This is a genomic window from Stenotrophomonas sp. KH_052, from assembly GCF_057838755.1.
Map to the genome: position 1 here is coordinate 4,097,712 of NZ_CM174475.1, position 26,901 is coordinate 4,124,612.

Genomic DNA, 26,901 nt, shown 5'->3' on the forward strand with positions numbered 1-26,901 from the left:
TCACTCGAGTTCCGGTGCCTGGTTGATCAACGCCCAGAACTTGCCCAGGGTCTGCACCGCGCCAAAGAACTGGTCCACGTCCACCGGCTTGACCACGTAGGCGTTCACGCCCATGTCCCAGCTGCGGGCGAGGTCGCTTTCCTCGCGCGAGGACGACAGGATCACCACCGGCAGGCGCTTGAGTTCTTCGTGCTCGCGGATCTGCCGCAGCACTTCCAGGCCATCCATGCGCGGCATCTTGATGTCCAGCAGCAACACCGCCGGCAGGCCTTCCTCACGGTTGGCGAAGGCGCCGCGGCGCAGCAGGTAATCCATCACTTCCACGCCGTCTTCGACGTGCACGATGGGATTGGCCAGACGCGCCTCTTCCAGAGCGTCGATTGCCATTTCGGCATCGGCCGGGCTGTCTTCGGCGAGAAGGATGGTGCGCAGAGTCGTCATGCAGAGGGACCTTGTTTGTCCGCGTCGATCGCGGGAGGCAGGTAGAAGTGGAAGGTGGCGCCGACGTCAGGCTCGGCTTCTGCCCAGATACGGCCGCCATGGCGGGTCAGCACGCGGCGCACGCTGGCCAGGCCGATGCCGGTACCCGGGTAGTCGCTGGCCTTGTGCAGGCGCTGGAACACACCGAACAGTTTGGCGGCGTACGCCATGTCAAAGCCTGCACCATTGTCGCTGACCGTGAACTGATGGCCACCGTCGGGCTGCAGCTGGTAGTCAACGCGGATCTTTGCCGGCTCGCGGTTGCCCGAGTACTTCACCGCGTTGCCGAGCAGGTTCAGCCAGACCTGGCGGATCATGTTTTCATCGCCGACCACGATCGGCAGCGGTGCGATGCTCCACTCCACCTGATGCGCATGGCCGCTGTTTTCGGCCTCGGCCTGCAGGTTGGAATCGAGCATGGCACGGGTATCGGCCACCAGCGACTGCATGTCCACCGCCTGCTGGCGCATCGCCACGCGCCCCAGGCGCGAGTAGACCAGCAGGTCGTCGATCAGGGCTGCCATGCGCCGCGCCGAACTGGAGATCACTTCAAGGTAATGGCGGCTCTTGTCGTCGGCCTGTTCACCCAGATGGCGCGACAGCTTGTCGGAGAAACCGGCAACATGGCGCAGCGGCGCACGCAGGTCATGCGAGACCGAATAGCTGAACGCCTCCAGTTCGCGATTGACCTCAGATACCTGTGCCACCTTGCCTTCCAGCTGGCGGTTCAGCTCTTCCACGCGCAGCTGCACGGCCCGCTGCACGGTAACGTCACTGACGGTCATCAGCACCACTTCGTCATCGGTATCGGGCAGTGGCATGCGCCGGGCGTTGAGCAGCATGTAGCGCACCATGCCATCGGCGGCGCGCTGTTCGTGCTCGAAGTCCCACAGTTCGCGGCCACGCAGCAGCACATCGGACAGGCGCTGGCGCATGACCGGATCCCGCCAGGCGCCATCACCGACCGATTCCAGCAGCAGGCCATCGGCCCGCTCATCCTGCAACCCGTACAGCTCAGCGAATGCAGGATTGTGCAGCTGTACGCGCAACTCACGATCCAGCAGCACGATCGGCTCACGCACGGTCTGCAGTACCGACGCAGCGCGCGCGGCCGAGCGCTGCGATTGCCGTTCGGCGTGCAGGCGGCGGCCGATCTGACGCTGCAACAACCACAGCACCAGGCCCAGCAGGGCCAGCTGCACCACCAGCGAGCTCCAGGAAACAAACTCGGTCTGCCTGCGCTGGCGTGCGGCCTGCTCGGCGCGAAGTGCCAGCAACTTTTCCTCGCTGGCCTGCAGTTCCTCAACCAGGCCACGGATCGGGTAACGCGTGCTCAGGTCCTGCACCAGTTCGCGCTGGTCGCTGTTCGGTTCGGACTTGGCCAGTTCGCGCGCCACCGCCAGGCGCCCGTCCAGCATCGACTCGATGCGGCCAATGCGGATCAGCTGTTCGGGATTATCGCGGGTCATGCGGCCGAGCTGGGCCAGGCGGCCCGGTATTTCATTCGCTTTGGCCATGCGTTCACGCAGGCCCGGTGCGTCCACACCCTTGGACAGCGTCAGCGCAGCCGATTCGACATCGCGGACATCGGCCTGCAGCTGTTGCAGGGCCACGCCCACGGCCTGGGTGTGGTTGACCCAGGCCATCGCTTGTTCGTTGTCCTGCTGCAGTTTGCGCAGGGTCAACCACGGCACCACGATGATCGCGGCAGCCGCCAGCGCCAGGGCCGGCAATCGCCAGCGATCCCAGACGTCGTCACTGAAAACCTGCGCCATAGTTCCTCGTCAGCACGGCCGCGGAGCATAGGCCGATACCGGCCCGGCTGCGGCGGAACGGGCAATATAGCGCAGGCGGTCACAACTCTGGAGTTTCCAGCCGGGTTGGCTGAACGGGTTCGGAATCCGGTGCTGTAGAGCCGAGCATGGGCTCGGCTCTACATAGCAGCGGGCGCCCCACGCGGGGCGCCCACCGGGTTCAGCGCTTGGCGGCCGCGCTGACCTTCAATGCGGCGGCATCGACGCGGGTCACGCCCTTGATGCCCTTGGCGGTGGTGACCGCCTTGTCTTTCTCGGCCTGGGTGGCCACGGCACCGCTCAGGCTGACCACGCCATTCACCGTTTCCACCTTGATTTCGGTGCCCGGGACGTTGCTGCTGGCCAGCAGGTCGGCCTTCACCTTGGTGGTGATCCAGCTGTCGGTCACCGGCTCGTTGGAATCATGGCGGTCGGCGTGGGTGGCCGGATGGGTGCTGGTCGGCGGGCTCTTCGCGGCCGGATCCTTGGCGAATGCAGCCGAGGAGGACAGCGCCAGGCCCAGCGTCAGGGCGGAAGCGATCAGCGTGCGGGTGGTATTGCTCATCGTGTCGTACTCCTTCGGGATGTGCTGCCAGTCTGGACACACCGGCGTAGAGCAGGCGTGGCGTTACGGTCATGCCGCCGTGAATCGAAGCGTTTCCAACGGCAACGGTTCAGTTTTGGCCTGCCATGCCCCGTCGTTTACCCTGCCCTTCCCCACTGCCGGAGCTCTGCCATGCGCCCCGACCTGCAACTGGCCCTGATCGGCTACGGCCTCGCCGGCCGTGTCTTCCATGCGCCACTGATCCAGCACACGCCCGGCCTGGTGCTGCACAGCATCGTCAGTTCGCAGCGCGACACCCTGTTGCGCGCGTTCAGCGACGTGCACGTGCGTGCCACGCCGCAGGAAGTGTTCGACGATCCTGCAGTGGATGCGGTAGTGATTGCCACACCGAACGAACAGCACGCGCCGCTGGCCATCGCGGCGTTGGCCGCGGGCAAGCACGTGCTGGTCGACAAGCCGTTCGCGCTGGATGTCGCTGAAGCCGAAGCGGTGCTGGCTGCGGCACGTGATGCCGGACGCATCGCCACCGTGTTCCAGAACCGGCGCTTCGATGCCGATTTCCTCACCCTGCAGGCGCTGCTGGCCGAAGGTACGCTCGGCGACGTGGCCGAGTGCCATGCGCACTTCGACCGCTACCGGCCACAGGTGCGCGAGCGCTGGCGCGAGCAGGATGGCCCCGGCAGTGGCCTGTGGTACGACCTCGGCCCGCACCTGCTGGACCAGATGCTGGAGCTGTTCGGCTGGCCACAGTCGATCGATGCCGATCTGGCCGTGCAGCGCGAAGGTGGCAGCGGCATCGATTACTTCCACGCGGTGCTGCACTACCCGCGGCATCGCGCGATCGTGCATGCCGGTTCGCTGGTTGCGGCGCAGACACCACACTTCAGCGTGCATGGCAGCAAAGCCAGTTGGATCAAGCACGGCCTGGACGTGCAGGAAGCGCAGCTGCGGCGTGGGGTTGCGCCGGGGGCGCCAGGCTGGGGCATCGATCCGCGGCATGGTGAGCTGGTGCACTGCGATGCGGAGGACAACGTACAGCGCAGTACCGTCGACAACCTGCCCGGTGACTACCGGCGGCTGTATGCGCAGTTCGCTGCGGCGATGCACGGTGACGGCGAAGCGACGGTCAGTCCGATGCAGGCGCTGCAGCTGATGCGGTTGCTGCAGGCGGGGATGGACAGCGCGCGCGAAGGGCGGCGGGTTCAGTTGGGGTGACCGGCAGGGCTGCGCCCTGCACCTGCCGAATCAACGGCAACGGCAACGTCAAAAGCGGGCATTCCGTGGGATGGCGGGGTGGGTCCGGTTGCGGGGGACGCCGTGAATCCGTCCATGGAGGCTCGGTCGCCGCATCCATGCGGCTCACGCCCCCGCAACCGGACCCACCCCGCCTTCGACAGTTTCAAGCCGCTGTTGGTAGGTGTCGACCTTGGTCGACACATCGACGTGGAAACCATCGGAGACGGCTTTTGTAGAGTCGAGCCATGCTCGACTGGCTTCATGGGGTCGGACCCCTTCGGCAACGCCGAAGGGGTCCGACCCCACCGCGGTGCTTACGATTTCTTGATGGCGTGGCCGCCGAACTCGTTGCGCATCGCCGACAGCAGGCGGTCGGTGAACGAATTCGATTCGCGCGAGCGCAGGCGTTCCAGCAGCGACAGGGTGATCACCGGTGCCGGTACATCCAGTGCGATCGCTTCGGCAACCGTCCAGCGGCCTTCGCCGGAGTCTTCCACGTACGGTGCAATGCCATCCAACGACGGATTGCGCTTTAGGGCTTCGGTGCTCAGGTCCAGCAGCCACGAGCGCACCACGCTGCCGTGGCGCCACACCTCGGCCACCTGGGCCAGGTCCAGCTCCATTTCCTGCTTGCGCTCCATCAGTGCGAAGCCTTCGGCGTAGGCCTGCATCATTCCGTACTCGATGCCGTTGTGGACCATCTTGGTGAAGTGGCCGGCGCCAGACGGGCCGACACGCGCCCAGCCGCGATCCTCGGCCGGGGCCAGGGTGCGCAGCAGCGGCGCGATCTGCTCGACCACCGAGGCCTCGCCACCGACCATCAGGCTGTAGCCTTCCTGCAGGCCCCACACGCCACCGCTGGTGCCGCAGTCGACATAGCCCAGGTCGTCCTCGGCCAGCGCCTTCGCGCGGCGGATCGAGTCCTGGTAGTTGGAGTTGCCGCCATCAATGACGATGTCACCCTCGGCCAGGTGCGGGGTCAGCTGGCCCAGGGTCTGGTCGACGGTTTCGCCGGCCGGCACCATCAGCCACACCACGCGCGGCACCGGCAGCGCGGCAACTGCGGCGGCCAGCGAATCAACCACCTCCAGGCCGGCCTCGGCGGCGCGCTGTCGGGCGCCTTCGCCCGGGTCGTAGCCGACCACGCGGTGGCCGCCGCGATGCAGGCGCTGGGCCATGTTGGCGCCCATGCGGCCGAGGCCGATCATTGCAATATCCATTGTTTCACCTTCAGTTGGGGTCTAGGGTCAGGCTGCCTGGCCTGCCGGTAGCCGCGCAGTGGCGCAGCTGCGCCTCGCGCCAACGCCGGTAGAGCGTGGTATGCAGATTGTGCACCGCCAGGTCGATCGAAAACGGCGTTCGCGGGTTGCGATCGAGCAGGCGGGCGATGTGGTAGCCGATGGGACGTATACCGCGTGGATGCACATAGATCACGAACTGCTGGTAGAACGGATCGTCCAGCAGCTGGTCCATGCGTGCCAGCGTGGCGTGGTAGCGCGGTTCCAGCCGTGCACGAAGGTCCGGGTCGCGCTCGAACAACAGACGCTCGAAGTAGCGCCGGCCGACGCGCGGAATGCGCTGGGCCAGCGTCCAAAGTTCAACATTGCGCTGGTCGTACCAGGCCAGGCCGCCATGCTCAGCCAGTGCCTGCGCGGCGCCCTCGCCCACCTCGACCACGACGAAGTTCTCGGCCTGGTTGCTCAGGTCATCCAGCGTGCCCTTGTCGTACACGTGCTCGATGAAACCGGGCACGCCGACGAAGGCCTGCCGTCCCATCGCCGAGGTGCGCACCGCCTTGCCATCAGCGAAGAAATCACCCGCGTGGGCACCGAGCAGGATGCTGTCGGTCTCGTGCAGGGCGAGGAAGGTGCCGATCGACAGTTCATCTGCTGCGAACTCAGTATCGAACGCGGCATCACCATAAAGCTCTCGTTGCGTGGCCAGCTGCGCGACCTGGCGGCCGACCCCGCATTCGGCACGCACGGCACCGCCGTAGAAGGCCTGCAGTGCATGGCTGTTGCCCGCCTCGGGAACATAGCCGCGGCCGAAACTGCGCGTGCGCTGCCAGCCTTGGGCGCGTGGGCCCTGCAGGCCGAAGCCGATCCAGCCCAGCTGCGGGCCGGAAAATCGGAAGCGGGTATTGGCCTGCAATGCCGAGGTCGCACGTTGTGTGGCTGCGCCCAGCTGGAACGCATAGGCACAGACCGTGGCCGGATCATCCAGCAGCCGCTGCAGCAAGGCCTGGCGCGTTGCAGCGGGCATGTCTGCCGGCCAGCGCACGCGCAGATCGCCGGCGGCCTGCGCCTCGGCCAGCGACGCGCGCGTACACACCGCGCCGCCGTGCTCCTGCGGCGTACTGAGCGCGACTTCATCGAAACGCCAGCCCAGCCGCTGCAGCAGCCCCTGCGTGCAGTCGGCGGCTGTGGCCGCCATGCCCAGCACAGGCGCAAGCATCAGGGCCGCGCCCATCAACCCGCCGTGCACGTTCAGCCCTGGTCCGTGCGGGCCGGTGCGGGCTCGGGAGCTGCAGCGGGTGGTGGCGGCGGCAACGGCGATGGCGTGCCCGCAGCCGCCGGCAGGTACTGTTGCAGGCGCTGGAAGAAGCGGCGATAGAACTCGGCATCGGTGACCGTGCTGCTGGCCACTTTCACCAGCGAGTCGTCATTGCTGCCGAACGGCAGCGACACCGAGCCCAGCGCACCGACACCAACACTGGCCGAGGTTGGGCTCTTCTTCAACGCATAGCGGTCCTGCACCGCGCTGACGAACACCAACGCCTGGCTGCCGCGTGGCGCGCAGGAGATGCGCAGCACCAGCTGTTCGTGGTCATCCTCGCGCGGCTGGAAGTTCTTGTTGCCTTCCACCTGCGTATCGTCGGAACGGGCGATTGCATAGCCTTGGCTGAGCAGGGTGCGCCGCGCCGCTTCGCAGGCATCAGCCGGCCGACCATCGACCGTGCGCGAGAAGGTATCGCCGGAATCAAAGGATTCGCGCAGCACGGTGCTGTCGGCGGCACGACCACCGCAGGCCGACAGGACCAGAGCGCTGGCGAGGGCTACGGCAGCACTGGAAAAACGAGAGGCCCGCATGGGTACTCCTGCGAGGACAGTACCGCCAAGGGTAGTCCCGCGCCCGTGTGCAGCAGGTCGAAAGTGCGCCCGCCAGCCCCCGTCGTTGCAGCCTGTTCATGCGCCGGTAGCGCCGGGCCATGCCCGGCGGAAGCGCGCGATCCACTTCGCTCGCCGGGCACGGCCCGGCGCTACCGTGAACGAGGTCCCCAGACAGAAAGGGGCCGGCAATGCCGGCCCCTCGGCTATCACATGCCGTCGCCGGCTCAGTCCGCCCAGCGACCAGCGCCGGTGGACTGCGGCAGCACCTGCGCCGACAGCGGGCGGTCATTGGCCAGCAGGTTCACCGCATCGGCCAGGATCGAGGCCGACTCGCGCAGCAGCGGATCCGGACGCTTCTCGGCAGCCTTCTCGCGGGCGGCATCCTTCACGATGTCGCGCTCGTTGCCAGTCAGGCCGTCGTCGTTGCTGTCATCGGCCAGCGGGTCCAGGGCCAGGCCCAGTTCCTTGCGCATCGCCTGGCGCTCCTTGCGCTGGGTGTCCTGGCGCTCACGCTCGGCGCGGCGGGTGGCCTCGTTGAGCGAGATGTACTTCTTCGCGGCCTCGGTGCGGAACTGCTGCACGTCCTCGTTCCACCACTGGAATTCCTTGTCGGCGGCAATGCGCGCGTCATGGCGGGTTTCCAGCTTCGGCAGCAGCGGCGCGAAGTTGCCGTACTGGGTGTGCGGCACGGCAGCAATGCGGGTCCACGGCAGGGCGTTGTCGTAGGTGCTCTCGCCGAATTCGGTGGCATCGACGCTGGCCGGGAACGCCAGGTCGGGCACCACACCCTTGTGCTGGGTGCTGCTGCCGCTGATGCGGAAGAACTGGGCGATGGTCAGCTTGACCTGGCCGAAGCGCTGGGTTTCGCCACTCGGCCAACGGTCGAGATCGACGATGTTCTGCACGGTGCCCTTGCCGAAGCTGGTTTCACCGATCACCAGGCCACGACCGTAGTCCTGGATGGCGCCGGCGAAAATCTCGGAGGCCGAGGCCGAGCCACGGTTGATCAACACCGCCAGCGGACCGTCCCAGGCCACGCCCTGGTTGCGGTCACTGTTGACGGTGATGCGGCCACCGGATTCACGCACCTGCACCACCGGGCCCTGCTCGATGAACAGACCGGTCAGTTCAATTGCTTCGTCCAGCGAACCACCGCCGTTGTTGCGCAGGTCCAGTACCACGCCGTCCAGCTTGTCGTTCTTGAAGCCGGCCAGCAGCTTGGCCACGTCACGGGTCGCCGAAGCGTAGTCGGCGGCGTTGCGACGACGACCTTCGAAGTCCTGGTAGAAGGTCGGCAGCTTGATCACGCCGACCTTGCGTGCCGGCTCGCCGTTGGCAGCCGGGATGCTCATGGTCTCGCCCTTGGCGGCCTGTTCGGCCAGGCGCACCTTCTGCCGGGTCAGCACCAGGGTGTGATGCTTGCCGTCGGCACCTTCGGCCGCCGGAATGAATTCCAGCTTGACCTCGGTGTCCTTGGCGCCGCGGATCTTGGCCACGACATCGTCGATGCGCCAGCCGATCACGTCCTCGATCAGGCCGGACTTGCCCTGGCCGACGCCAACGATGCGGTCACCCGGCTTCAGCGTGCCGTCCACCGCCGCCGGACCACCGGCGATGATCTCGCGAATCACCACCACGTCGTCCTGGCGCTGCAGCTGCGCGCCAATGCCTTCCAGCGACAGCGACATCGCCTGGTTGAAGTTCTCGGCGGTGCGCGGGGTGAAGTAGTCGGTATGCGGATCGACCGCGCTGGTGTACGAATTCATGAAGAACTGGAAGACGTCTTCGCCCTTCAGTTCGTTGACCGATTTCTGCAGCGTCGCATAGCGCTTGTCCAGCGTCTTGCGGATGTCGTCGGGCTTCTTGCCGGCCAACTTCAGGCGCAGCCAATCGTTCTTGACCGACTTGCGCCACAGCTCGTCCAGTTCGGCGCTGCTGGCCGCCCACGGCACCTTCTTGCGGTCGTATTCGAAGCGCTCGTCGGCGGTGAAGTCCGGTTCCTGCTTGAGCAGCTTGCGCGCATAGGCCACGCGTTCGCCGACCCGCTGCTTGTACACGGCGAATACCTGGAACGCCGGCTCCAGCTCGCCGCCACGTATGGCCGAAGAAATGTTGGCTTCGAACGGCGCGAAGCGCGCCACGTCGGCCTGGGTGAAGTACTGCTTGCCGCCGTCCAGCGTTTCCAGATAGCGCTTGAACACGTCCTTGGAGGTGGCCTCGTCCAGCGCGCGCGGGCGGTAGGCATAACGACTGTCGGACAACAGGCCGTACACCAGCTTGGAGGTGGTCACCTGATCGGCGGTGGCCGCAGCAGGCAATGCGGGCGAGTCGGCCTTGGCCGCCAACGCCAGCGGCGCGACCAGCGCCAGGGCCATCAGGAATGCGGGGGCTTTGAATTTCATTGACGTGCTCGAAGGCGCCTTGCCAAGGGGGAGACTGCGGGGTGTTCAGACACCGCGACAGTGCCGAAAGTTGCCGGGTTTGTCATCCGGCCGCGTTCGGTGGAAAACCAGCCTAGCGGGGCCGGTGTAGCAAATTGTGAATGCAGGCGAAGGCGTGCGGACCAACGGTCCGCACCCACCACCAACGGTGGGCGCGCCCATCGGTAGCGGTGGGCCACCGATCGGTAGCGCCGGGCCATGCCCGGCGGCTCTTTCCCGCTGCGCTCGCCGGGCATGGCCCGGCGCTACCGATCAGGAGACGCCGGCGCCCTTGGCCTGCACGTCGGCGTGGTACGACGAGCGCACCATCGGGCCGGAGGCCACGTGGCTGAAGCCCAGCTCGTAGCCGTAGTCTTCCAGCGCCTTGTAGTCCTCGGGGGTCCAGTACTTCAGCACCGGGTGGTGGTGCGCGGTCGGCTGCAGGTACTGGCCGATGGTGATCATGTCCACGTCGTGCGCGCGCAGGTCGCGCATGGTGGCCTTGATCTGTTCGAACTCTTCGCCCAGGCCCAGCATGATGCCGCTCTTGGTCGGCACCTCCGGGTGCTGCGCCTTGAAGTTCTTCAGCAGGTTCAGCGACCACTGGTAGTCCGCGCCCGGGCGTACGTTGCGGTACAGGTCCGGCACGGTCTCGATGTTGTGGTTGAACACATCCGGCGGGTTCTGCGCCAGGATCTCCAGCGCGCGCTCCATGCGGCCCTTGCCACGGAAATCCGGGGTCAGCACTTCGATGCGGGTGCCCGGCGACTTCTCGCGGATGGCGCTGATGCAGTCGACGAAGTGCTGGGCACCGCCGTCGCGCAGGTCATCGCGGTCGACGCTGGTCACCACCACGTACTTCAGGCCCATGTCGGCCACGGTCTGGCCGAGGCTGGCCGGTTCGTTGGCATCCGGCGGCTTCGGGCGGCCATGGGCGACGTCGCAGAACGAGCAGCGACGGGTGCAGACTTCGCCGAGGATCATGAACGTTGCCGTGCCGTGGCCGAAGCACTCGTGGATGTTCGGGCAACTGGCTTCCTCGCACACCGTCACCAGGCGGTTCTCGCGCAGCTTGGCCTTCAGGTTCTGCACCGCATTGCCCGAGGGAATGCGCACGCGGATCCACGACGGCTTGCGCAGCACCGGCGCGTCGGCGAACTGCACCGGCGAGCGGTTGATCTTGTCACCGCCCAGCTGCTTGACTCCGGCCTGCAACGGCGCGGCGGACGGAGAATCGCCCTGCACGATCTGCAGGGGAATGGAACGGGCGGTGGATTCAGTCATGGCAGTTCCGGGTGGCGGTCAGGCGGCCGCAGAAAAATCAGGCAGTTCGGGCGTGTGCTGCAGCAGCAGGCCGAACTGGCGGGCCAGGTGGTCCAGCAGCACCGGCTTGACGGCATCCATCCCGGAGGGGCCACCCAAGTCTACCACCGAGGTCACCTGCAACCCCTGATAGCCACAGGGGTTGATACGGTGGAAGGGTTCCAGGTCCATGGCCACGTTGAAGGCCAGGCCATGGAAGGTGCAGCCACGGCGCACGCGGATGCCGAGCGCGGCGATCTTGGCGTTACCGACATAGACGCCGGGGGCGCCCTCGCGGCGCTCAGCGCCGATGTTCCATTCGGCGAGCGTGTCGATGATCGCCTGTTCGATGCGGCACACGTAGTCGCGCACGCCGATGCCCAGCCGCGGCAGGCGCAGCAGCGGGTAGACCACGATCTGGCCGGGGCCGTGGTAGGTCACCTGGCCACCACGATCCACGTGCAGCACCGGGATCTCACCGGGCGCCAGCACGTGCTCATCCTTGCCAGCCTGGCCGAGAGTGAACACCGGATCGTGCTCGACCACCCACAGCTCGTCGGCATCGGCGTCGCTGCGCTGGTCGGTGAAGCGCTGCATGGCACGCCACACCGGCTCATAGGGCTGGCGACCGAGATCACGGACCACCGCCGGGCGCGGCGCGCGGTGTTCCGGGGCGGCTTCGGCCGGGCAGCTGTCGGCTACAGCGTCCACTTCACTTCCGGGTGGTCGCGCAGTGCCTGGTGCGCCAGATCGTACTGTTCGCGGCTCTCGGCCTTGAACACCATGCGCACAGACACGTACTTGCCGTTGGTCGAATGCTTCCAGCTGATGCGTTCATTGACCACATCGATACCGGCAGCCAGCAGCAGGCGGGGAAGCTCATGTTCCAGGCCGCGGTTGGCCGGGCCCATCGCGCTGAGCTCGAACTGGCCGGGGAACTGGAAGCCGTGGTCGGGGTTGTCGGACTTGATTTCCATGCCCCCATTATCGGGCCGCAAGGCAACAAACCCAAGAGTATTCATCGAAGTCAGCAGACCCACCAATGAGTCGCTGCGTTGCACCTGAACAGGCGTTCAGCATTGGCCATTGCCCGCGCAGGCGCCGCAGGGCAGTACAGGATTGTCTTCACGAGACAATGTCGTTTTCGGAACAGACAAGTGATTCGAACGCGCTCGTTCCATCACGCCCGCACGAGTACCGTGTCGCGGCAGATAACGACAGACAGAAAAAACCTCCTCATGAGCCCCCCTTCCCAACGCCGCCTCACGGCCCTCGGGCTGTCCGGCCTGCTGGCCGCTGCCCTCCCCCTTGCCGCCCAGGCGGCCGAACAATGTGGCCCGGACGCGATGCGCGACCACCCGCCGCAGATCAATTTCCGCGTCGACAACGACCTGTTCGGTGGCCGCCACCAGGACCAGGGCTATACCAACGGTGCGCTGTTGACCCTGGTCTCGCCCAACCTGGTCGATTACACCGATGACCCGTGCCTGCCGCGCATGGCGCGCTGGGTGAACCAGTACCTGGAAGGACTGCATCCGGGCAAGTTCGAACAGCAGAACATGATCTTCAGCATCGGCCAGGGCATTTTCACCCCGACTGATTTCAGCCGCAGGGACCTGATCGAGGACGACCGCCCTTACGCCGGCGTACTGATCGCAAACTTCGGTTTCAATGCGCGCAGCGGCGACCGTCTGCAGACCACCCAGCTGACGCTGGGCGTGGTCGGCCCGTGGGCACAGGGCAAGCAGGTGCAGAATGCGGTGCACGAAGTACTGGGCGACGAGAAATTCAAGGGCTGGGACAACCAGCTGCACAACGAACCGCTGTTCATGCTGACCCATGAGCGCATGCGCCGCTGGCCGGGCGATGCCAGCATCAATGCCGACGGTTGGGGTTGGGACGCGATCAGCCACTACGGCGGGTCGATCGGCAACCTGGAAACCAAGGCCAACCTCGGCGGTGAAGTGCGCTTCGGCTGGAAGCTGCCGGACGACTTCGGCAGCACGCCGCTGCGCCCGGCCGGTGAGAATACTGCGCCGACCCGCAGCGGCCGTCCCAATGGCTGGTCCTGGCACCTGTTCGCGACCTCGGACGCTGCCTGGGTGATCCGCGACATCACGCTGGATGGCAACACGTTCCGCAGCAGTCACAGCGTGGACAAGCGTCATGTGGTGGCCTACGGCGGCTACGGCGTGGCCGTGATGTACGGACGCTGGAAGTTCGCCGCAGCGCGCTATCACAGCACGCGCGAGTTCAACGGCCAGCGCGAGGCGCCCGTGTTCGGCAGCTTCACCATCAGCCGCTCGCTGTAAGTAGGTGCCGACCGTTGGTCGGCACACCGGGGCCGGCATATCCGGATGGGTTCATGAGGAACCGGCCAGCGGCCGGCACTACCCACATCCGGCAGGATTCATGCGCAAGCGGCATCCCGAAACGGAAAAGGCCGGCATTTGCCGGCCTTTTCCTTCACCACGCCGGGGCGTGGATCATTCCGATTCCCACCACATCCAGAAGCTGTCCCACAGGCGCTTGAAGAAGCCGGCCTGTTCGACGGCAGCCACCGCCACCAGCGGCGCTTCGGCCACCAGCTTGCCATCCAGCATCACCTTCACGGTGCCGATCTGCTGGCCGGCGGTGAACGGCGCTTCCAGCGTCTTGGGCACGTCGATGCTCGGCTTCAGGTCGTTGTAGCGACCGCGCGGCACGCTCACCAGCATCGGCTGGGCCACGCCCAGCTGCACCTTGTCGGTGGTGCCCTTCCAGACCTTGTGCTCGGCCACGGCCTTGCCCGGCTCGTACAGGCGATGGGTCTCGAAGAAGCGGAAGCCCCAGTTCAACAGGGCCAGGCTGTCATCGGCACGCTGCTTTTCCGACTGGCCGCCCAGCACCACGGCCACCAGGCGCTGGTCACCACGCTGGGCAGAACTCATCAGGCAGTAACCGGCTTCCGAGGTGTGGCCGGTCTTGATGCCGTCCACGCTGCCATCGCGCCACAGCAGCAGGTTGCGGTTCGGCTGCTTGATGTTGCCGACCTGGAATTCCTTGATCTTGTTGTACGCGTAGGTTTCCGGGTAATCGCGCACCATCGCGCGGCCCAGCAGTGCCAGATCGTAGGCGCTGCTGTGGTGGCCCGGGGCGGTCAGGCCATGGGCATTCACGAAGTGCGAATTCTTCATGCCGATCTTGGCCGCGTAGCTGTTCATCAGCGAAGCAAAAGCTTCTTCGCTGCCTGCCACGTGCTCGGCCAGGGCGATCGCGGCGTCGTTGCCGGACTGGATCGCCATGCCCTTTTCCATGTCTTCCAGGCGTGCAGTCTGGTTGACCGGGAAGCCGCTGTAGCTGCCATCGGTACCCGCGCCACCTTCGCGCCAGGCGCGCTCGCTCATCATCACCTGGTCGTCCGGACGGACCTTGCCGTTCTTGACCTCGGCGGCGATCACGTAGGACGTCATCACCTTGGTGATGCTGGCCGGGGCCAGCTGTTCGTTGATGTTTTCACCAGCCAGCACCTGGCCGGTGGCGTAATCCATCAGCACCCAGGCTTTGGACACGCTGGGCGCGGGTGCCGGCGGGGTGGCGACGGTGGCCGGGGCAGCAGCGGCGGCGGCAGGCGTCGGCGTGGCCGGGGTCGGCAGCGGCGTCTGGGCGGAGGCCAGGCCCACCACCAGGGTGGCGGCCAGGGCGGTGGCGGCGGAACGGAAATTCATTGGACAGCAGGCTCCAGGGGACGGCCGGGAATGGAGGGTGGAACGTAACGGCCATTGTAAGGCCGGGGGAGCATGGGCCGGCAGCACCGGCCCGGGCGGATCAATCCTTGACGATCTGCGGCGAACCCAGGCCCAGACCGGCGATACGGCCGGCAAGTTCCGCGGCACTGGCATGGTCGCTGGCGGGAACGCGCAGGCGGAACAGGGTGCGGCCACCGGCGGCGATGTCGCTGATGGTCGCGCCGACGATACCGGCGGCGTTGAGCTGGCCCATCGCGCGGTTGGCATTGTCGCGGCTGGAGAAACTGGCGACCTGCACCATCACCGCGCCCACTACCTGCTGCGACAGGCTGGGTGCCGCTGGCGTGGTGCGGACCGGCGCCGGCGCAACAGCGCGCGGCGTGGTGCTGGCAGCGACCGCCTGTGCCGGCGCGGTGCCGCGCACCGGCGGCGCACTCGGCGGCAGGCTGCTGACCGCCACGTCCGGCACGGTGCTGGCCACGCCCTGGGTGGTGGCCGGCTGGCCACGCGCCGGCATGCCATCGGCAGGCAGGCCCTTGACCAGGCGATCGATGTCGCTGTCGGCGGCGGCACGTGCGGCCGGTACCGGCCGCGCACTGGCCACCGCAGTTGCCGCAGCGGCCGCTTCCGCAGCACGACGTTCGCGACGCGACGGTTTCTGCGCCATCAGGTTGCTTTCGCCCGGCTGCAGCGCGCGCACTTCGACGTTGCCGGTGCCGCGCTGGGTGATGCCCAGGCGCACGGCGGCGGCATAACTGAGATCGACCACGCGACCATCATGGAACGGACCACGATCGTTGACGCGCACGATCACCGATTCGCCGTTGTCCAGGTTGGTCACTCGGGCGAAGCTGGGCAGCGGCAGCGTCTTGTGCGCGGCGGTGAACTGGTACATGTCGTAGACCTCGCGGTTGGAGGTCAGGCGGCCATGGAACTTGGCACCGTAGTACGACGCGGTACCGCGTTCGACATAGTTGCGGGTATCGTCGAGCACCTTGTAGGACTTGCCCAGCACCACGTACGGGGTCTTGTTGCCGATCGCCGAGCGATCTTCCGCGGTCACTTCCGGCTCGGGGATGCAGGCCACGTTGGGAATGTAGTCCGGCGTGCTGTCACGCACGCCCGGCTTGTACAGGCCGCCGGCAGTGTAGTTGCCGCGGGTATTGAGGTCTTCCTTGGCGGCCGCATACGGCGAGCCCTCCGGGCAATGCGCCGGGCGTGAGCCACGGCCCTGCACCAGCGTACCGCCGGACTTGCCGCCATGGCCGGCCGTGGCCGGCTTCTTCGGCGCGCTGCTGCAGGCAGCCAGCGCGAGGACGATCAAGCCTGGGACCAGCCATCTGATGTTCATGCCGGGGGCAGCTCCTGTCCGGCGATGGCCTGGGACAACTGGAACACGGCCATCGCATACATCTTCGAGAGGTTGTAGCGGGTGATCGCATAGTAGTTCTGGAAGCCCAGCCAGTACTGCTTGCCGGTGCTGCCTTCCAGGGTGATCGGGGTGGCGGTGGCACCCGGCTGCACCGGTGCATTCGGCTGGTAGCCGCGCTGCGCCAGATCGGCCAGCGACCAGGTGGGCATCCACTCGGTCGGGTTGAATTCCTCGCGCCCAGCGGCCAGCGTTGCGGGCACGGCGACCTGGCCGCCACGCACCCAGCCGCCCTTCTTCACGAAGTAATTGGCGATGGACGAGAACACGTCGTCATAGCTGGTGAACAGGTCGCGGCGGCCATCACCGTTTCCGTCCACGGCGTAATCCAGATAGCTGGACGGCATGAACTGGCCCATGCCCATCGCGCCGGCATAGCTGCCCTTGAGCGTGGTGATGTCCAGTTTCTCTTCGCGGCCCAGTTCGAACAGTTTGGCCAGTTCATCGCGGAAGAACAGTTCGCGGCGCACTTCGCGCTCCAGCTTGGCCGGATCACCACTGCGCGGGTAATAGAACGCCAGCGTGTACAGCGCATCGAGCACGCGATGGTTGCCGGCATTCTTTCCGTAGCTGGTTTCCACGCCGATGATTGCCACGATCACTTCGGCCGGCACCCCGGTGCGCTGCTGCACGCGATCCAGTTCGGCACGGTGCTGGGCCAGGAACGCGCGGCCGCCATCGATGCGCGCCTTGCTGATGAACATCGGCCGATATTCGTTCCACGGCTTGACCCGTTCGGCCGGGCGCGACATGGCGGCGATGATCGGCTGGCGCACCTGAGCCTGGTCGAGCACGTTGCTGATCTGCTCCGGTTTCAGGCCATAGCGCTTGGCGGTATCGGCAACGAAGCGGGCACGCGCGACCTCGAACGGGACCGGGGTGAGGTCGACCGGCGGCGCGGTAGCAGCGGCGGCCTCAGGCGCGGCCTCGGCCGGGCCATGGGCCTTGGCGGCAGGCTGGCGCGGCGTACTGCTGGCCTGGGGCGAAGACGGTGGGGACTTCGGCTGGGTCGCGCAGGCGACCAGGCCGAGGGTGAGCATGCAGGCCAGAGTGCGTCGAATCATCGTCGCAGGTTAGCAGGTCATGGATGAATTAAAACCCCTAACACCATGAATCACAACGATTTGCATGCGAGCAGCGGGAAATGTGAAGGCCTCGTGATCCCGTTTCCCCATTCAGATAGAGGTTGCCGGTTGCGTCCCCATCCCCGCAGACGCAACCGGCGACCGGATCCGGTCGGTACCTGCGCGGCTGCCGCTCCCCAGTGGCAGTACCCCGCGCTCCCTGTACCCGTTGGACCAGTACTGCTTTCCCGCCCGACGCCCCCTCGCGCTGCAACGATTGACGGCGCGCCGTGCCGAACGGGCCGTCATTGTGCAGGCCGATTACGACAAGTCCATTGATCAGGATCAACGCGCTGTAAAAGTGTGAACCAGCTAACGCTTTTTACGGACTTTGGTCGTCGGGCGTGCTGTCGTGCATCGTGGTGAGAACGCTTCCACAACGAGCGTTGCGCAGAGTCAGGAAGTTTCCGGCCAACGGCGCGGCCCCTCGTGTGTGGTCGCGAAAAGCGGCTCATGTAATTGGGGCGGGCGCGGTGGGTTCGCGGGACACGCCGTAAACCCGTCCCTGGGGGCTCGATGGCGCCATCCATGGCGCCAACGGTCCCGCGAACCCACCGCGCCCGCCCCCTGACAGTTTCCGTGCGCGTCCACCCACGGAGAAGAAAGAGAAGATCAAAAGCAAAAGCGGCCTGGCGGGGCGCTTCATTGCCTTGTGTGGAGCCGAAGGCAGCGGCAGGAGCCGCTGCCAACGTCGCCCACGGCGACGGCCCGAAGGGTGCCGGTCAGGACGACCGGCATAGCCATGCTCGGTTCACGAGCAAGCGCAGCGCCGCGACCCGCTTTTGATCTTCTCTTTCTTCTCCGTGGGTGGCAGACCGCCAAAATCTGTCAGAGGCCGGTCGGGTTGGGTACGCGGGGGTGTCAGCCGCATGGATGCGGCTGCCAAGCCTCCAGGGACGGATTCACGGCGTCCCCCGCGTACCCAACCCGACCGGCCCACCCGCGGCTTCTGCTTTCCGCGACCACCCAGACACCACCCACGAGGGGCTGCGCCGTTCGCTGGAAACCCTATCCCCCGTGCACGGGCCGGTGCCCACGTACCGCCATCACCAGGCCGATGCCGGCCAGCAGCGAGACCGCTGATGTCCCGCCATAACTGATCAACGGCATCGGAATGCCCACCACCGGCAGCAGGCCGGAAATCATTCCACCGTTCACCAGCACGTAGACGAAGAACGCCAGCCCCAGGCTGCCGGCCAACAACCGTGCATGGGTGTCGCGCGCCTGCACCGCGATCCACAGGCAGCGCCCGACCACAAATAGATAGAGTGCGAACACTGTCGCCACGCCGATCCAACCGAACTCCTCGGCGAGCACTGAAAATGCGAAGTCGGTCGTGTACTCGGGCAGGAAATCCAGTGTGGCCTGGGTGCCCTGCCCCCAGCCGCGCCCCTGCCAGCCACCCGAACCGATCGCGATGCGCGACTGCAGGATGTTCCAGCCGGTGCCGAGCGGGTCCGCCGTCGGGTCGAGGAAGGTCAGCACGCGATCCTTCTGGTACTGCCGCAGCAGTCCGAACCACGCCAGCGGCGCGGCCACCGCCAGCCCCGCCACACCCGCCGCCACCCAGCCCCAATGCAAGCCGGCCAGCAATAACGCGAATACGCCGCTGGCGGTCACCAGCGTGGCGGTGCCGAGGTTGGGCTGCATCAGGATCAGAACCGCTGGCACGCCAATCAGCACCGCGGCGGTGAGTACCGTGCGTGGCGAGGGCGGCAACGGCTGCCGATGCAGGTACCAGGCCATCATCAACGGCAGGCTGAGCTTGAGCAGTTCGGACGGCTGCAGATAGAACACGCCCAGGTTGAGCCAGCGCTGCCCGTACTTGCCGGTGCCAATCACATATACCGCCATCAGCGGCAGCATCGACAGCGCGTACAGCGCCGGCGTCCATGCGCGCAGGCGCAGCAGCGAGACCCGCGACAGCAACCACATCGCCACCAGGCCACCGGCAAAGCGCGCCGCCTGCCCCGTTACCGGACCGGACACGCTGTGCAGCACTGCCAGGCCGGCGGCCATCAGGATCAACAGCGCGATCAGCAACGGCAGATCGATCGTGCGCATCGCCTCACGGCAGCCGCCAAGCATTCGTTTCCATTCCACGCGGGCCACGGTAGCAACGCGCCCTTGCGTGAAGCTGTCAGGCTGCTTCTGTATTTGTAGAGTCGAGCCATGCTCGACTGCCTTTCGTACAGTGTATGCAGGCCCTGAGCCGAGCATGGCTCGGCTCTACAGAAATCAGAAGCGGTCGAGCAAGCTCGACTCTACGGGAAGGCGAAGGCAGGTAGCGCCGGGCCATGCCCGGCGGCGGCTCGCGAAGCGCGCAGCCGGTGTTACCCGTAGCCGCCGTGTACCGGATTGTGGCTGCGTACCGCCATCACCAAGCCGAAGCCGGCCAGCAGCGAAACCGCCGACGTACCGCCGTAGCTGATCAGCGGCATCGGCACGCCCACCACCGGCAGCAGTCCGGAAATCATCCCGCCGTTGACCAGCACGTAGACGAAGAACGCCAGCCCGGTGGCACCGGCCAGCAGCCGCGAATAGGAATCGCGCGACTGGCTGGCGATCCACAGGCAGCGACCGATCACCACCAGGTACAGCGCCAGCACGGTGGCCACGCCGATCCAGCCGAATTCCTCGCTCAGTACCGAGAACGCGAAGTCGGTGGTCTGCTCGGGAATGAAGTTCAGGTGCGACTGCGAGCCCTCGCCCCAGCCCTTGCCATCGAAGCCGCCAGAACCGATCGCGATCTTCGACTGGATGATGTTCCAGCCAGCACCCAGCGCATCCATCTCCGGGTCCAGGAACATCATGATGCGGTCCTTCTGGTAGGGCCGCAGCAGCCAGAACCAGGCCACCGGTGCGACCGCGGCCACACCACCCACACCCAGGCCAACCCACCACCACGGCAAGCCGGCCAGCAGCAGCACGAACACGCCGCTGGCAGCGATCAGCACGCCGGTGCCGAAGTCGGGCTGCAGCATCACCAGGCCGGTCGGCACACCTATGATGACCAGGGACACGAGCACGGTATTGAAGCGCGGCGGCAGCGGCATCTTGTGCAGGTACCAGGCCACCATCATCGGCAGGCTGACCTTCAGCAGTTCGGCCGGCTGCAGATAGAAGAATTTCAGGTCCAGCCACTGCCGACCGTACTTGCCTGTGCCAAGCACGAACACTGCCAGCAGCGGAATCATCGAGATCGCATAGATCATCGGCGTGGCCGAGCGGATACGCAGTATCGGTACCCGCGAGATGCCCCACAGCGCGGCCATGCCCACCGCGAAACGCGCGCCCTGGGCCATCACCAGGCTGTCGCCGCCCGCGCTCTTGAGTGTCGCCAGACCGATCACCATCAACGCGCCCAGCGCCAGGCACAACACCCAGTCCAGCGTGCTGAAGAAGCGGCGCAGCATGTCGCCGGCCCAGCGCAGGAATACTTTCATCGCGCGGGCTCCGCGGCGGTCGGGCGTGGTGTGACCGGCAGTGCGGCGGCAGCCGGCGTACCCGGCTGTGGTGCAGGTACCGGCTCCGGCGCAGGCACGCCGACCAGCACCTGGTGTTCACCCACCTGTGCGGCGGCGAGGTCGCCCGCCTGGCGCGCGCCCACATCTTCGTTGTCGAATGCGGTCGCACCGATGGCAGTGGTGCCACGTTCGCTGTCCAGCGGCTGCATGCCTTCAGGCATCTTGCCCAGCAGATAGGCATCAAACACCTTGCGGGCGATTGGTGCGGCCGCCGCACCGCCGTAACCACCACCTTCCACCGCGATCGCCAGCGCGATCACCGGCTGATCGACCGGCGCGAAACCGACAAACAGCGCGCGGTGGCGCAGGTGCATCGGCAGGCTCTTCGGGTTCACTGCGGCGGTGCCCTTGCGGCTGACGACCTGCGCGGTACCGGTCTTGCCTGCCATCGTATAGGGTGCGCCGGCCGCCATCCGCGCAGCGCTGCCGCCGGGCAGCATGGTGGCCATCATGCCTTCGCGCACCGCCTGCAGATTGTTCGGGTTCGGGCTGACCGGCTTGCTCTCGCCCGGGTCGGTGGCCATCCAGTCATGGTCGAAACCTGCACGTTGCTGGATCACCAGGTGCGGCGTGCGCAGCTGCCCGTTGGCCAGCCCACTGACACCCCGTGCCAGCTGCAACGGAGTGACCTTCCAGTCGCCCTGGCCGATGCTGATGTTGACCGTGTCGCCGGGGTACCACGCTTCCTTGCGGCTCTTCCGCTTGTACGCCGGAGACGGCAGGATGCCCCCGATCTCGCCGGTCAGGTCGATGCCGGTCGGCTGGCCGAAGCCGTAGTACTCCATGTAATGGTCGAAGCGCTCGATGCCCAGGTCCAGCGCCAGCTTGTAGTAGTAGGTGTTGACCGACTGCGCGATGGACTTGCGCAGGTCGGTCCAGCCATGGCCGCCGCGGTGCGAGTCACCCCAGCCACGCGAGGTGCCGGGCAGGTAGAACATGCCGGTGGACAGCACTTTGTCTTCGGGCCGGCGCACGCCCGAATCGAGGCCGGCCAGGCCGATCAGCGGCTTCAGGGTAGAACCGGGAGCGACGCCACCCAGCACCAGGCGGTTGAACTGAGGCCGTGATGGGTTGTCGTTCAGCGCCTTGAAGTCGGCATGGGAAATACCGTTGACGAACAGGTTGGGGTCGTAGGACGGCAGGCTGACCATTGCCAGCACCTCTCCGGTGCGCGGGTCCATCGCCACGGCCGAGCCTTCCTGTTCGCCGAAGGCGGCCACCATTGCGCGCTGCAGGTCGGCATCGATCGACAACCGCAGGTCGGCGCCGGACTGCGCGGCGACGCGGCCGATGGTACGGATCGCACGGCCCTGTACGTTGGTCTCGACCTGTTCGTAGCCGACCTTGCCGCGCAGCTGCTGCTCGTAATAGCGCTCCAACCCGGACTTGCCGATGTGGGTCAGGGCTGCATTGCCCTCGCCGAGGATTTCCAGATCCTTTTCATCGACGCGGCCGACGTAGCCGATGATGTGCGCGAACAGGTCACCGTACGGGTAGCGCCGGGTCAGATAGGGTTCCAGCTCGACGCCGGGGAAACGCCAGCGATCGACCGCGAAGCGCGCCATCTCCTCGTCGCTCATGCGCAGCTTCAGCGTGACCGGCAGGAACTTGCGGCGCGCCTTGCGCGACTTGTCGAATGCTTCCAGCTCTTCCGGGCTGATGCTGATGATCTTCGCCAGCCCTTCCAGGGTGGCATCCATGTCCTTGACCTTGTCCGGGGTCACGTCCAGGCGGAAGGCCGGCACGTTCTCGGCCAGCAGGCGGCCGTTGCGGTCGTAGATCATGCCGCGCCCGGGCACTACCGGCCGTGGCTTGATGCGGTTGGCTTCCGAGCGGGTGGCGTAGACGTCGTGGTCCAGCACCTGCAGCTTGAAGTACCAGCCGCCCAGGCCCAGCAGGCAGACCAGCACGCCAAGGAAACCCAGCGCCGCGCGGCGGCGGAACTGCTCGGCTTCGGCGTGCGGGTTCTTGACCTGGCGGCGCGGAATCATGGCTCAGCGCCCGCGCTTGCCGAAACGCACCGCGTCCAGCAGCACGAACACCAGCGGCCACAGGCCCATGCCCAGCAGCGGCGCCCACCAGTACGACCACGGCAGGGTCGGCTCATCCACCACGATGTGGACCAGCGCGCTGACGATGCGGTCGTTGAACAGCAGGCCGCCAATGGCGAGCATCTGCTGCGACATCGGGAAGAAGCGGATGCGGGCGCGGAAGCGCTGGAGGATGAAGGCCAGCATCACCAGCCGCAGCGCCTGTTCTCCCAGCACGCCGCCGTACAGCAGATCGGCGATGACGCCACTGGCGAAGGCGATGCCCAGGCCGACGCGCTCGGGCGCTTCGATCACCCAGTACGCCAGCACCAGCGCCAGCCAGTACGGACGCAGCGGCTGCAGCAGCGCCGGCAACGGCAGCAGGCCCAGCAGCAGGGCCACTACCAGGCTGGCCGGCAGCACCCAGGGGTTGTCGCGCAGGCGGCTCATCGCTGGGCCTCCGGCGTGGTCGGTTGCCGGCCAGCGGCCGGCACTACCGGAGCGCTGGCTGGAGTGGAGCCCCCTTGTTGTTCAAGGGGGCGCGCCGCAGGCGCGGGGTTAAGGAAAGATGCGGGGGCAGCATTCCTCGTCGCAGACGGGGATTGCTGCCGGCCAGCGGCCGGCACTACCGTGGAGCTGGCTGGAGATGCCGGGGCCACCGTCGGCGACGCGGACGGAGCCGGTGACCGGCCCACAGTCGGTGCAGGCGTTGCAGGTGCGGGTGCCGGCGTGGTGGTGGCCGGTGCGGTTGCCGCCGGCACAGTTCCGCCCGCCGCCGGGCCACCCGGGGCGGTCTCTTCCAGCTGCAGGCGCAGTTCCGGCGGAATGCGGATCGCCGCACCCGGGCGCAGCAGCAGCACGTCGCGGCCACGGTCGAGCTGTGCCGCCGGCTTCAGTTCGCCGACCAGGAAGGCATGGGTGTCGTCCGGGCGCAGGCCGGTGATGGTGCCGACCGGGAAGCCTGCCGGGAAACGGCCGCCGAGGCCGGAGGTGACGATCTCGTCGCCCACTTCCACGCCGGCGCTGAGCGGGATGTCGCGCAGTTCCAGCTTGTCACCGCGGCCATAGACGATCAGGCGAACGCCGTTGCGGGCCACGGTGACCGGTACCGCATGGTCGGGGTCGGTCAGCAGCAGCACCGTTGAGGTGCTGCCGGTGACGCTGATCACCTGGCCCATCAGGCCCCCGACATCGATCACGGCCTGGCCGACGTGCACGCCTTCGCGGCTGCCCGCATCCAGCACCAGGCGCTGCTTCACCGGGTCCAGGTCGATGTCCAGGATCGGCGCCAGCTGCACGTCCAGGCCACTGCGCTCGGCTACGTTCAGCAGCTCGCGCAGCTGGGCGTTGTCCAGCGCGGCGGTCTGCAACCGGGTCAGGCGGGCGTTGGCCAGCAGCAGCTGGTTGCGCAGTTCGCGGTTCTCGGTCACCAACTGGCTGTGGCTGGCTGCAGAGTCCTTGACCTGGTTGCCGAGCTTGCCGGGCAGGCCGGCCAGTGCCCACACCGGCTGCACCAGACTGTTGGCCTGCCCGCGCAGGCGCGCCAGCCAGCCGGCCTGGTCGTCAAGCACGATCAGGGTGATGGCCAGCGCGAGGTAAGCCAGCAGCCGCAGCGGGCTGGCGGCATCACCGGATCGGGAAGCGACGGGAGGTCCGGCGTAGGGCGGCACGGCAACGATTCAACTGGCAGAAGGCGGAGGGGAAACACGCGGACGCCCCGCCGGTGCCGACCCACCATCATGGCGGGCCGCACCCCGGTGGGGCGCTGCGGGCGCAGGCAGCCGGGACGGCTTACTCCGGCGCAAAGAACTCGTTGCCGTGCATGTCGACCAGCTCCAGTGCACGGCCACCACCGCGGGCCACGCAGGTCAGCGGGTCATCGGCCACCTGCACGTGCAGGCCGGTTTCCTCGGAGATCAGGCGGTCCAGGTCACGCAGCAGGGCGCCACCACCGGTCAGCACGATGCCGCGCTCGGCGACGTCGGCGCACAGTTCCGGCGGGGTCTGCTCCAGCGCCAGCTTGACCGCGCTGACGATGCCCGAAAGCGGTTCGTGCAGGGCTTCGAGCACTTCGTTGGAGCTGATCTTGATCATCTTCGGCACGCCCTCGGCGAGGTTGCGGCCGGAGATTTCCATCTCGATCACTTCCGCCTGCGGGTAGGCGCAGCCCAGTTCGACCTTGATGCGCTCGGCGGTGGCTTCACCGATCAGCATGCCGTGGTTGCGGCGCACGTAGTTGGTGATCGACTCGTCGAAGCGGTCGCCGCCGATACGGACCGAGGCCGAGTAGACGATGCCGTTGAGCGAGATCACCGCCACTTCGGTGGTGCCGCCGCCGATGTCGATGACCATCGAGCCACGGGCTTCGGTGACCGGCATGCCGGCGCCGATCGCGGCGGCCATCGGCTCTTCGATCAGGAACACGTCACGGGCGCCGGCTTCCTCGGCCGATTCCTTGATCGCGCGGCGCTCGACCTGGGTCGAGCCGGCCGGCACGCAGACCAGCACGCGCGGGCTCGGGCGCAGCACGCGCGACTTGTGCACCTTCTTGATGAAGTGCTTGAGCATCGCCTCGGTATAGGTGAAGTCGGCGATGACGCCGTCCTTCATCGGGCGGATGGTGGTGATGTGGCCCGGGGTACGGCCCAGCATCTGCTTGGCCTCGGCGCCGACGGCTGCCACCGAGCGTGTACCACCGATGGCGCGATCCTGACGCACTGCGACCACCGACGGCTCGTTCAGCACGATCCCCTGCCCGCGCACGTAGATGAGGGTGTTGGCCGTGCCCAGGTCGATGGACAGGTCGTTGGAGAACATGCCACGGAGTTTCTTGAACATCTGAGGAAGGAGTCCTGAGGGGTGTCGTGCCCGCCGCGGGATGGCGAAAAAATGGGCAGAAATCGAGGCCGACAAGCCTAGCAACCCGCCTGCCGCCGAGCAAGGAAAAAACTAGCTGAACCCGCGCCTTGACAGGCTTTCGGCCCGATCGGGCATCACCCGGTTCTGGCCCTGAGCGGCACCAGCGGGTAACCTTTGCGCCGTCGGGCGCCCAAGGGCGCCGTTTGCTTGCCTGCTGAACCGGGCCGGCCCACCCCAAAATTCACCGCATAGGCTTACATCGATGTCCGCTCTGATCTGTGGTTCTCTTGCCTTCGACACCATCATGGTGTTCCCGGACCAGTTCAAGAATCACATCCTGCCGGACAAGGTGCACATCCTGAACGTGTCCTTCCTGGTGCCGCGCATGCGCCGCGAGTTCGGTGGCTGCGCCGGCAACATCGCCTACAACCTGCACCTGCTGGGCGGCCAGCCGATCCCGATGGGCACCGTCGGTTCGGACTTCGGCCCGTACCGCGAGTATTTCGAAGGCCTGGGCATCGACCTGACCCGCGTGCGCGTGATCGATGAGCTGTTCACCCCGCAGGCGTTCATCACCACCGACCATGACAACAACCAGATCACCGCCTTCCATCCAGGCGCGATGATGCGTTCCTACGAGAACCACGTGCGTGGCGTGCCCGGCGTGACCCTCGGCCTGGTCGGCCCGGACGGTCGCGAAGGCATGATCCAGAACGCGCAGGAATTCCACGAAGACGGCATCCCGTTCATCTTCGACCCGGGCCAGGCCATGCCGCTGTTCAACGGACCGGAGCTGCGCGCCTTCATCGACCAGGCCGACTACGTGGTGGTCAACGACTACGAGTCGAACCTGCTGCAGGAACGCACCGGTTGGGACGAGAAGGAGATCGTCAGCCGGGTCAAGGCCTACATCACCACCCGTGGCCCGAAGGGCGCGGTCATCCACACCCCGGAAAAGAGCTACGACATCCCGCCGGCGCACGAGCGCCGCGTGGTCGACCCGACCGGTTGTGGCGACGCCTTCCGCGCCGGCCTGATCTACGGCATCCAGAAGGGCTACGACTGGCTGACCATCGGCCGCATGGGCAACCTGATGGGCGCGCTGAAGGTGGAGCACCCGGGCACCCAGAACCAGCGTTTCACCTTCGAAGAGTTCAACGAGCAGTTCAAGCAGCAGTTCGGTTACGCGTTGAACGCGTAAGCGAATTGCCCGCGCGACAGCGGAGATTCCGGTAGCGCCGGGCCATGCCCGGCGGCTTTCCAATCAGATATTGCCGGACGTCGCCCGCGCTGTGCGC

General features: G+C 66.6%; 22 protein-coding genes. 3 read left to right on the forward strand and 19 right to left on the reverse strand.

What is annotated here, in order from left to right; translation table 11 throughout:
• The 3 genes from AC3ITW_RS18730 to AC3ITW_RS18740 form a co-directional block, all read right to left on the reverse strand.
• Complete coding sequence (locus AC3ITW_RS18730) at window positions 1–441, reverse strand: response regulator (RefSeq protein WP_005411057.1); 441 nt, start codon at window positions 439–441, stop codon at window positions 1–3.
• Window positions 438–2,255: a sensor histidine kinase gene (locus AC3ITW_RS18735; protein WP_006392039.1), complete on the reverse strand. Its 1,818-nt coding sequence runs from the start codon at window positions 2,253–2,255 to the stop codon at window positions 438–440. The genes AC3ITW_RS18730 and AC3ITW_RS18735 overlap by 4 nt, the downstream gene beginning before the upstream one ends.
• Window positions 2,256–2,454: 199 nt before the next feature.
• Window positions 2,455–2,838: a BON domain-containing protein gene (locus tag AC3ITW_RS18740; RefSeq protein ID WP_012512120.1), complete on the reverse strand. Its 384-nt coding sequence runs from the start codon at window positions 2,836–2,838 to the stop codon at window positions 2,455–2,457.
• A gap of 171 nt (window positions 2,839–3,009) precedes the next feature.
• On the opposite strand from AC3ITW_RS18740, the gene AC3ITW_RS18745 reads away from it, so the two are divergent.
• Complete coding sequence (locus AC3ITW_RS18745) at window positions 3,010–4,053, forward strand: oxidoreductase (RefSeq protein WP_012512121.1); 1,044 nt, start codon at window positions 3,010–3,012, stop codon at window positions 4,051–4,053.
• 335 nt (window positions 4,054–4,388) lie between these two features.
• On the opposite strand, the gene gnd is transcribed toward AC3ITW_RS18745, so the two are convergent.
• From gnd to AC3ITW_RS18780, 7 genes are all read right to left on the reverse strand, one after another.
• Window positions 4,389–5,294, reverse strand: coding sequence for a phosphogluconate dehydrogenase (NAD(+)-dependent, decarboxylating) (gene gnd, locus AC3ITW_RS18750; RefSeq protein WP_006470430.1), 906 nt, complete (start codon window positions 5,292–5,294; stop codon window positions 4,389–4,391).
• A gap of 10 nt (window positions 5,295–5,304) precedes the next feature.
• The gene (locus tag AC3ITW_RS18755; protein WP_012512122.1) at window positions 5,305–6,543 is read right to left on the reverse strand and encodes a hypothetical protein; all 1,239 of its coding nucleotides are present in this window, start codon (window positions 6,541–6,543) and stop codon (window positions 5,305–5,307) included.
• 17 nt (window positions 6,544–6,560) lie between these two features.
• The gene (locus AC3ITW_RS18760; RefSeq protein ID WP_006392232.1) at window positions 6,561–7,163 is read right to left on the reverse strand and encodes a DUF2242 domain-containing protein; all 603 of its coding nucleotides are present in this window, start codon (window positions 7,161–7,163) and stop codon (window positions 6,561–6,563) included.
• Between the two features lie 245 nt (window positions 7,164–7,408).
• A complete protein-coding gene (locus tag AC3ITW_RS18765) occupies window positions 7,409–9,586 on the reverse strand; it encodes a carboxy terminal-processing peptidase (RefSeq protein ID WP_012512123.1) in 2,178 nt (725 codons plus the stop codon).
• A gap of 291 nt (window positions 9,587–9,877) precedes the next feature.
• Window positions 9,878–10,888 carry a lipoyl synthase gene (lipA, locus tag AC3ITW_RS18770; protein ID WP_006392304.1) on the reverse strand — a complete coding sequence of 337 codons (1,011 nt, stop codon included), beginning with the start codon at window positions 10,886–10,888 and terminating at the stop codon, window positions 9,878–9,880.
• Window positions 10,889–10,906: 18 nt separating this feature from the next.
• Window positions 10,907–11,617 carry a lipoyl(octanoyl) transferase LipB gene (gene lipB, locus AC3ITW_RS18775; protein ID WP_012512124.1) on the reverse strand — a complete coding sequence of 237 codons (711 nt, stop codon included), beginning with the start codon at window positions 11,615–11,617 and terminating at the stop codon, window positions 10,907–10,909.
• Window positions 11,605–11,883 (reverse strand): YbeD family protein, encoded by a 279-nt coding sequence (locus tag AC3ITW_RS18780; RefSeq protein ID WP_012512125.1) that lies wholly within the window; start codon window positions 11,881–11,883, stop codon window positions 11,605–11,607. Before AC3ITW_RS18780 ends, lipB begins: the two co-directional genes overlap by 13 nt.
• A gap of 261 nt (window positions 11,884–12,144) precedes the next feature.
• Between AC3ITW_RS18780 and AC3ITW_RS18785 the strand changes: the two genes are divergently transcribed.
• On the forward strand, window positions 12,145–13,218 hold the full coding sequence (locus AC3ITW_RS18785) for a lipid A deacylase LpxR family protein (protein WP_012512126.1): 1,074 nt from the start codon (window positions 12,145–12,147) through the stop codon (window positions 13,216–13,218).
• Window positions 13,219–13,392: 174 nt separating this feature from the next.
• Here the strand turns inward: AC3ITW_RS18785 and AC3ITW_RS18790 are convergent, their stop codons facing one another.
• The 9 genes from AC3ITW_RS18790 to AC3ITW_RS18830 form a co-directional block, all read right to left on the reverse strand.
• On the reverse strand, window positions 13,393–14,613 hold the full coding sequence (locus AC3ITW_RS18790) for a D-alanyl-D-alanine carboxypeptidase family protein (protein ID WP_006392399.1): 1,221 nt from the start codon (window positions 14,611–14,613) through the stop codon (window positions 13,393–13,395).
• Between the two features lie 100 nt (window positions 14,614–14,713).
• The gene (locus tag AC3ITW_RS18795) at window positions 14,714–15,985 is read right to left on the reverse strand and encodes a septal ring lytic transglycosylase RlpA family protein (RefSeq protein WP_100435234.1); all 1,272 of its coding nucleotides are present in this window, start codon (window positions 15,983–15,985) and stop codon (window positions 14,714–14,716) included.
• The gene (gene mltB / locus AC3ITW_RS18800; protein ID WP_006392401.1) at window positions 15,982–17,127 is read right to left on the reverse strand and encodes a lytic murein transglycosylase B; all 1,146 of its coding nucleotides are present in this window, start codon (window positions 17,125–17,127) and stop codon (window positions 15,982–15,984) included. The genes AC3ITW_RS18795 and mltB overlap by 4 nt, the downstream gene beginning before the upstream one ends.
• A 1,068-nt stretch (window positions 17,128–18,195) precedes the next feature.
• Window positions 18,196–19,251 carry a rod shape-determining protein RodA gene (gene rodA, locus AC3ITW_RS18805; protein ID WP_232053977.1) on the reverse strand — a complete coding sequence of 352 codons (1,056 nt, stop codon included), beginning with the start codon at window positions 19,249–19,251 and terminating at the stop codon, window positions 18,196–18,198.
• A 269-nt stretch (window positions 19,252–19,520) separates the two neighbouring features.
• Window positions 19,521–20,633, reverse strand: a complete 1,113-nt coding sequence (gene rodA / locus AC3ITW_RS18810) for a rod shape-determining protein RodA (protein ID WP_012512130.1) — start codon at window positions 20,631–20,633, stop codon at window positions 19,521–19,523.
• Complete coding sequence (mrdA, locus tag AC3ITW_RS18815) at window positions 20,630–22,705, reverse strand: penicillin-binding protein 2 (RefSeq protein WP_012512131.1); 2,076 nt, start codon at window positions 22,703–22,705, stop codon at window positions 20,630–20,632. Before mrdA ends, rodA (AC3ITW_RS18810) begins: the two co-directional genes overlap by 4 nt.
• A 3-nt stretch (window positions 22,706–22,708) precedes the next feature.
• A complete protein-coding gene (gene mreD / locus AC3ITW_RS18820; RefSeq protein ID WP_006392642.1) occupies window positions 22,709–23,194 on the reverse strand; it encodes a rod shape-determining protein MreD in 486 nt (161 codons plus the stop codon).
• Window positions 23,191–24,414 carry a rod shape-determining protein MreC gene (gene mreC / locus AC3ITW_RS18825; RefSeq protein WP_012512132.1) on the reverse strand — a complete coding sequence of 408 codons (1,224 nt, stop codon included), beginning with the start codon at window positions 24,412–24,414 and terminating at the stop codon, window positions 23,191–23,193. The genes mreD and mreC overlap by 4 nt, the downstream gene beginning before the upstream one ends.
• Before the next feature lie 121 nt (window positions 24,415–24,535).
• On the reverse strand, window positions 24,536–25,582 hold the full coding sequence (locus tag AC3ITW_RS18830) for a rod shape-determining protein (protein ID WP_005419402.1): 1,047 nt from the start codon (window positions 25,580–25,582) through the stop codon (window positions 24,536–24,538).
• Between the two features lie 283 nt (window positions 25,583–25,865).
• Here AC3ITW_RS18830 and AC3ITW_RS18835 point away from each other — a divergent pair, with 283 nt between their 5' ends.
• Window positions 25,866–26,804 carry a carbohydrate kinase family protein gene (locus tag AC3ITW_RS18835; RefSeq protein WP_006392776.1) on the forward strand — a complete coding sequence of 313 codons (939 nt, stop codon included), beginning with the start codon at window positions 25,866–25,868 and terminating at the stop codon, window positions 26,802–26,804.
• The last annotated feature ends 97 nt before the right edge of the window (window positions 26,805–26,901 follow it).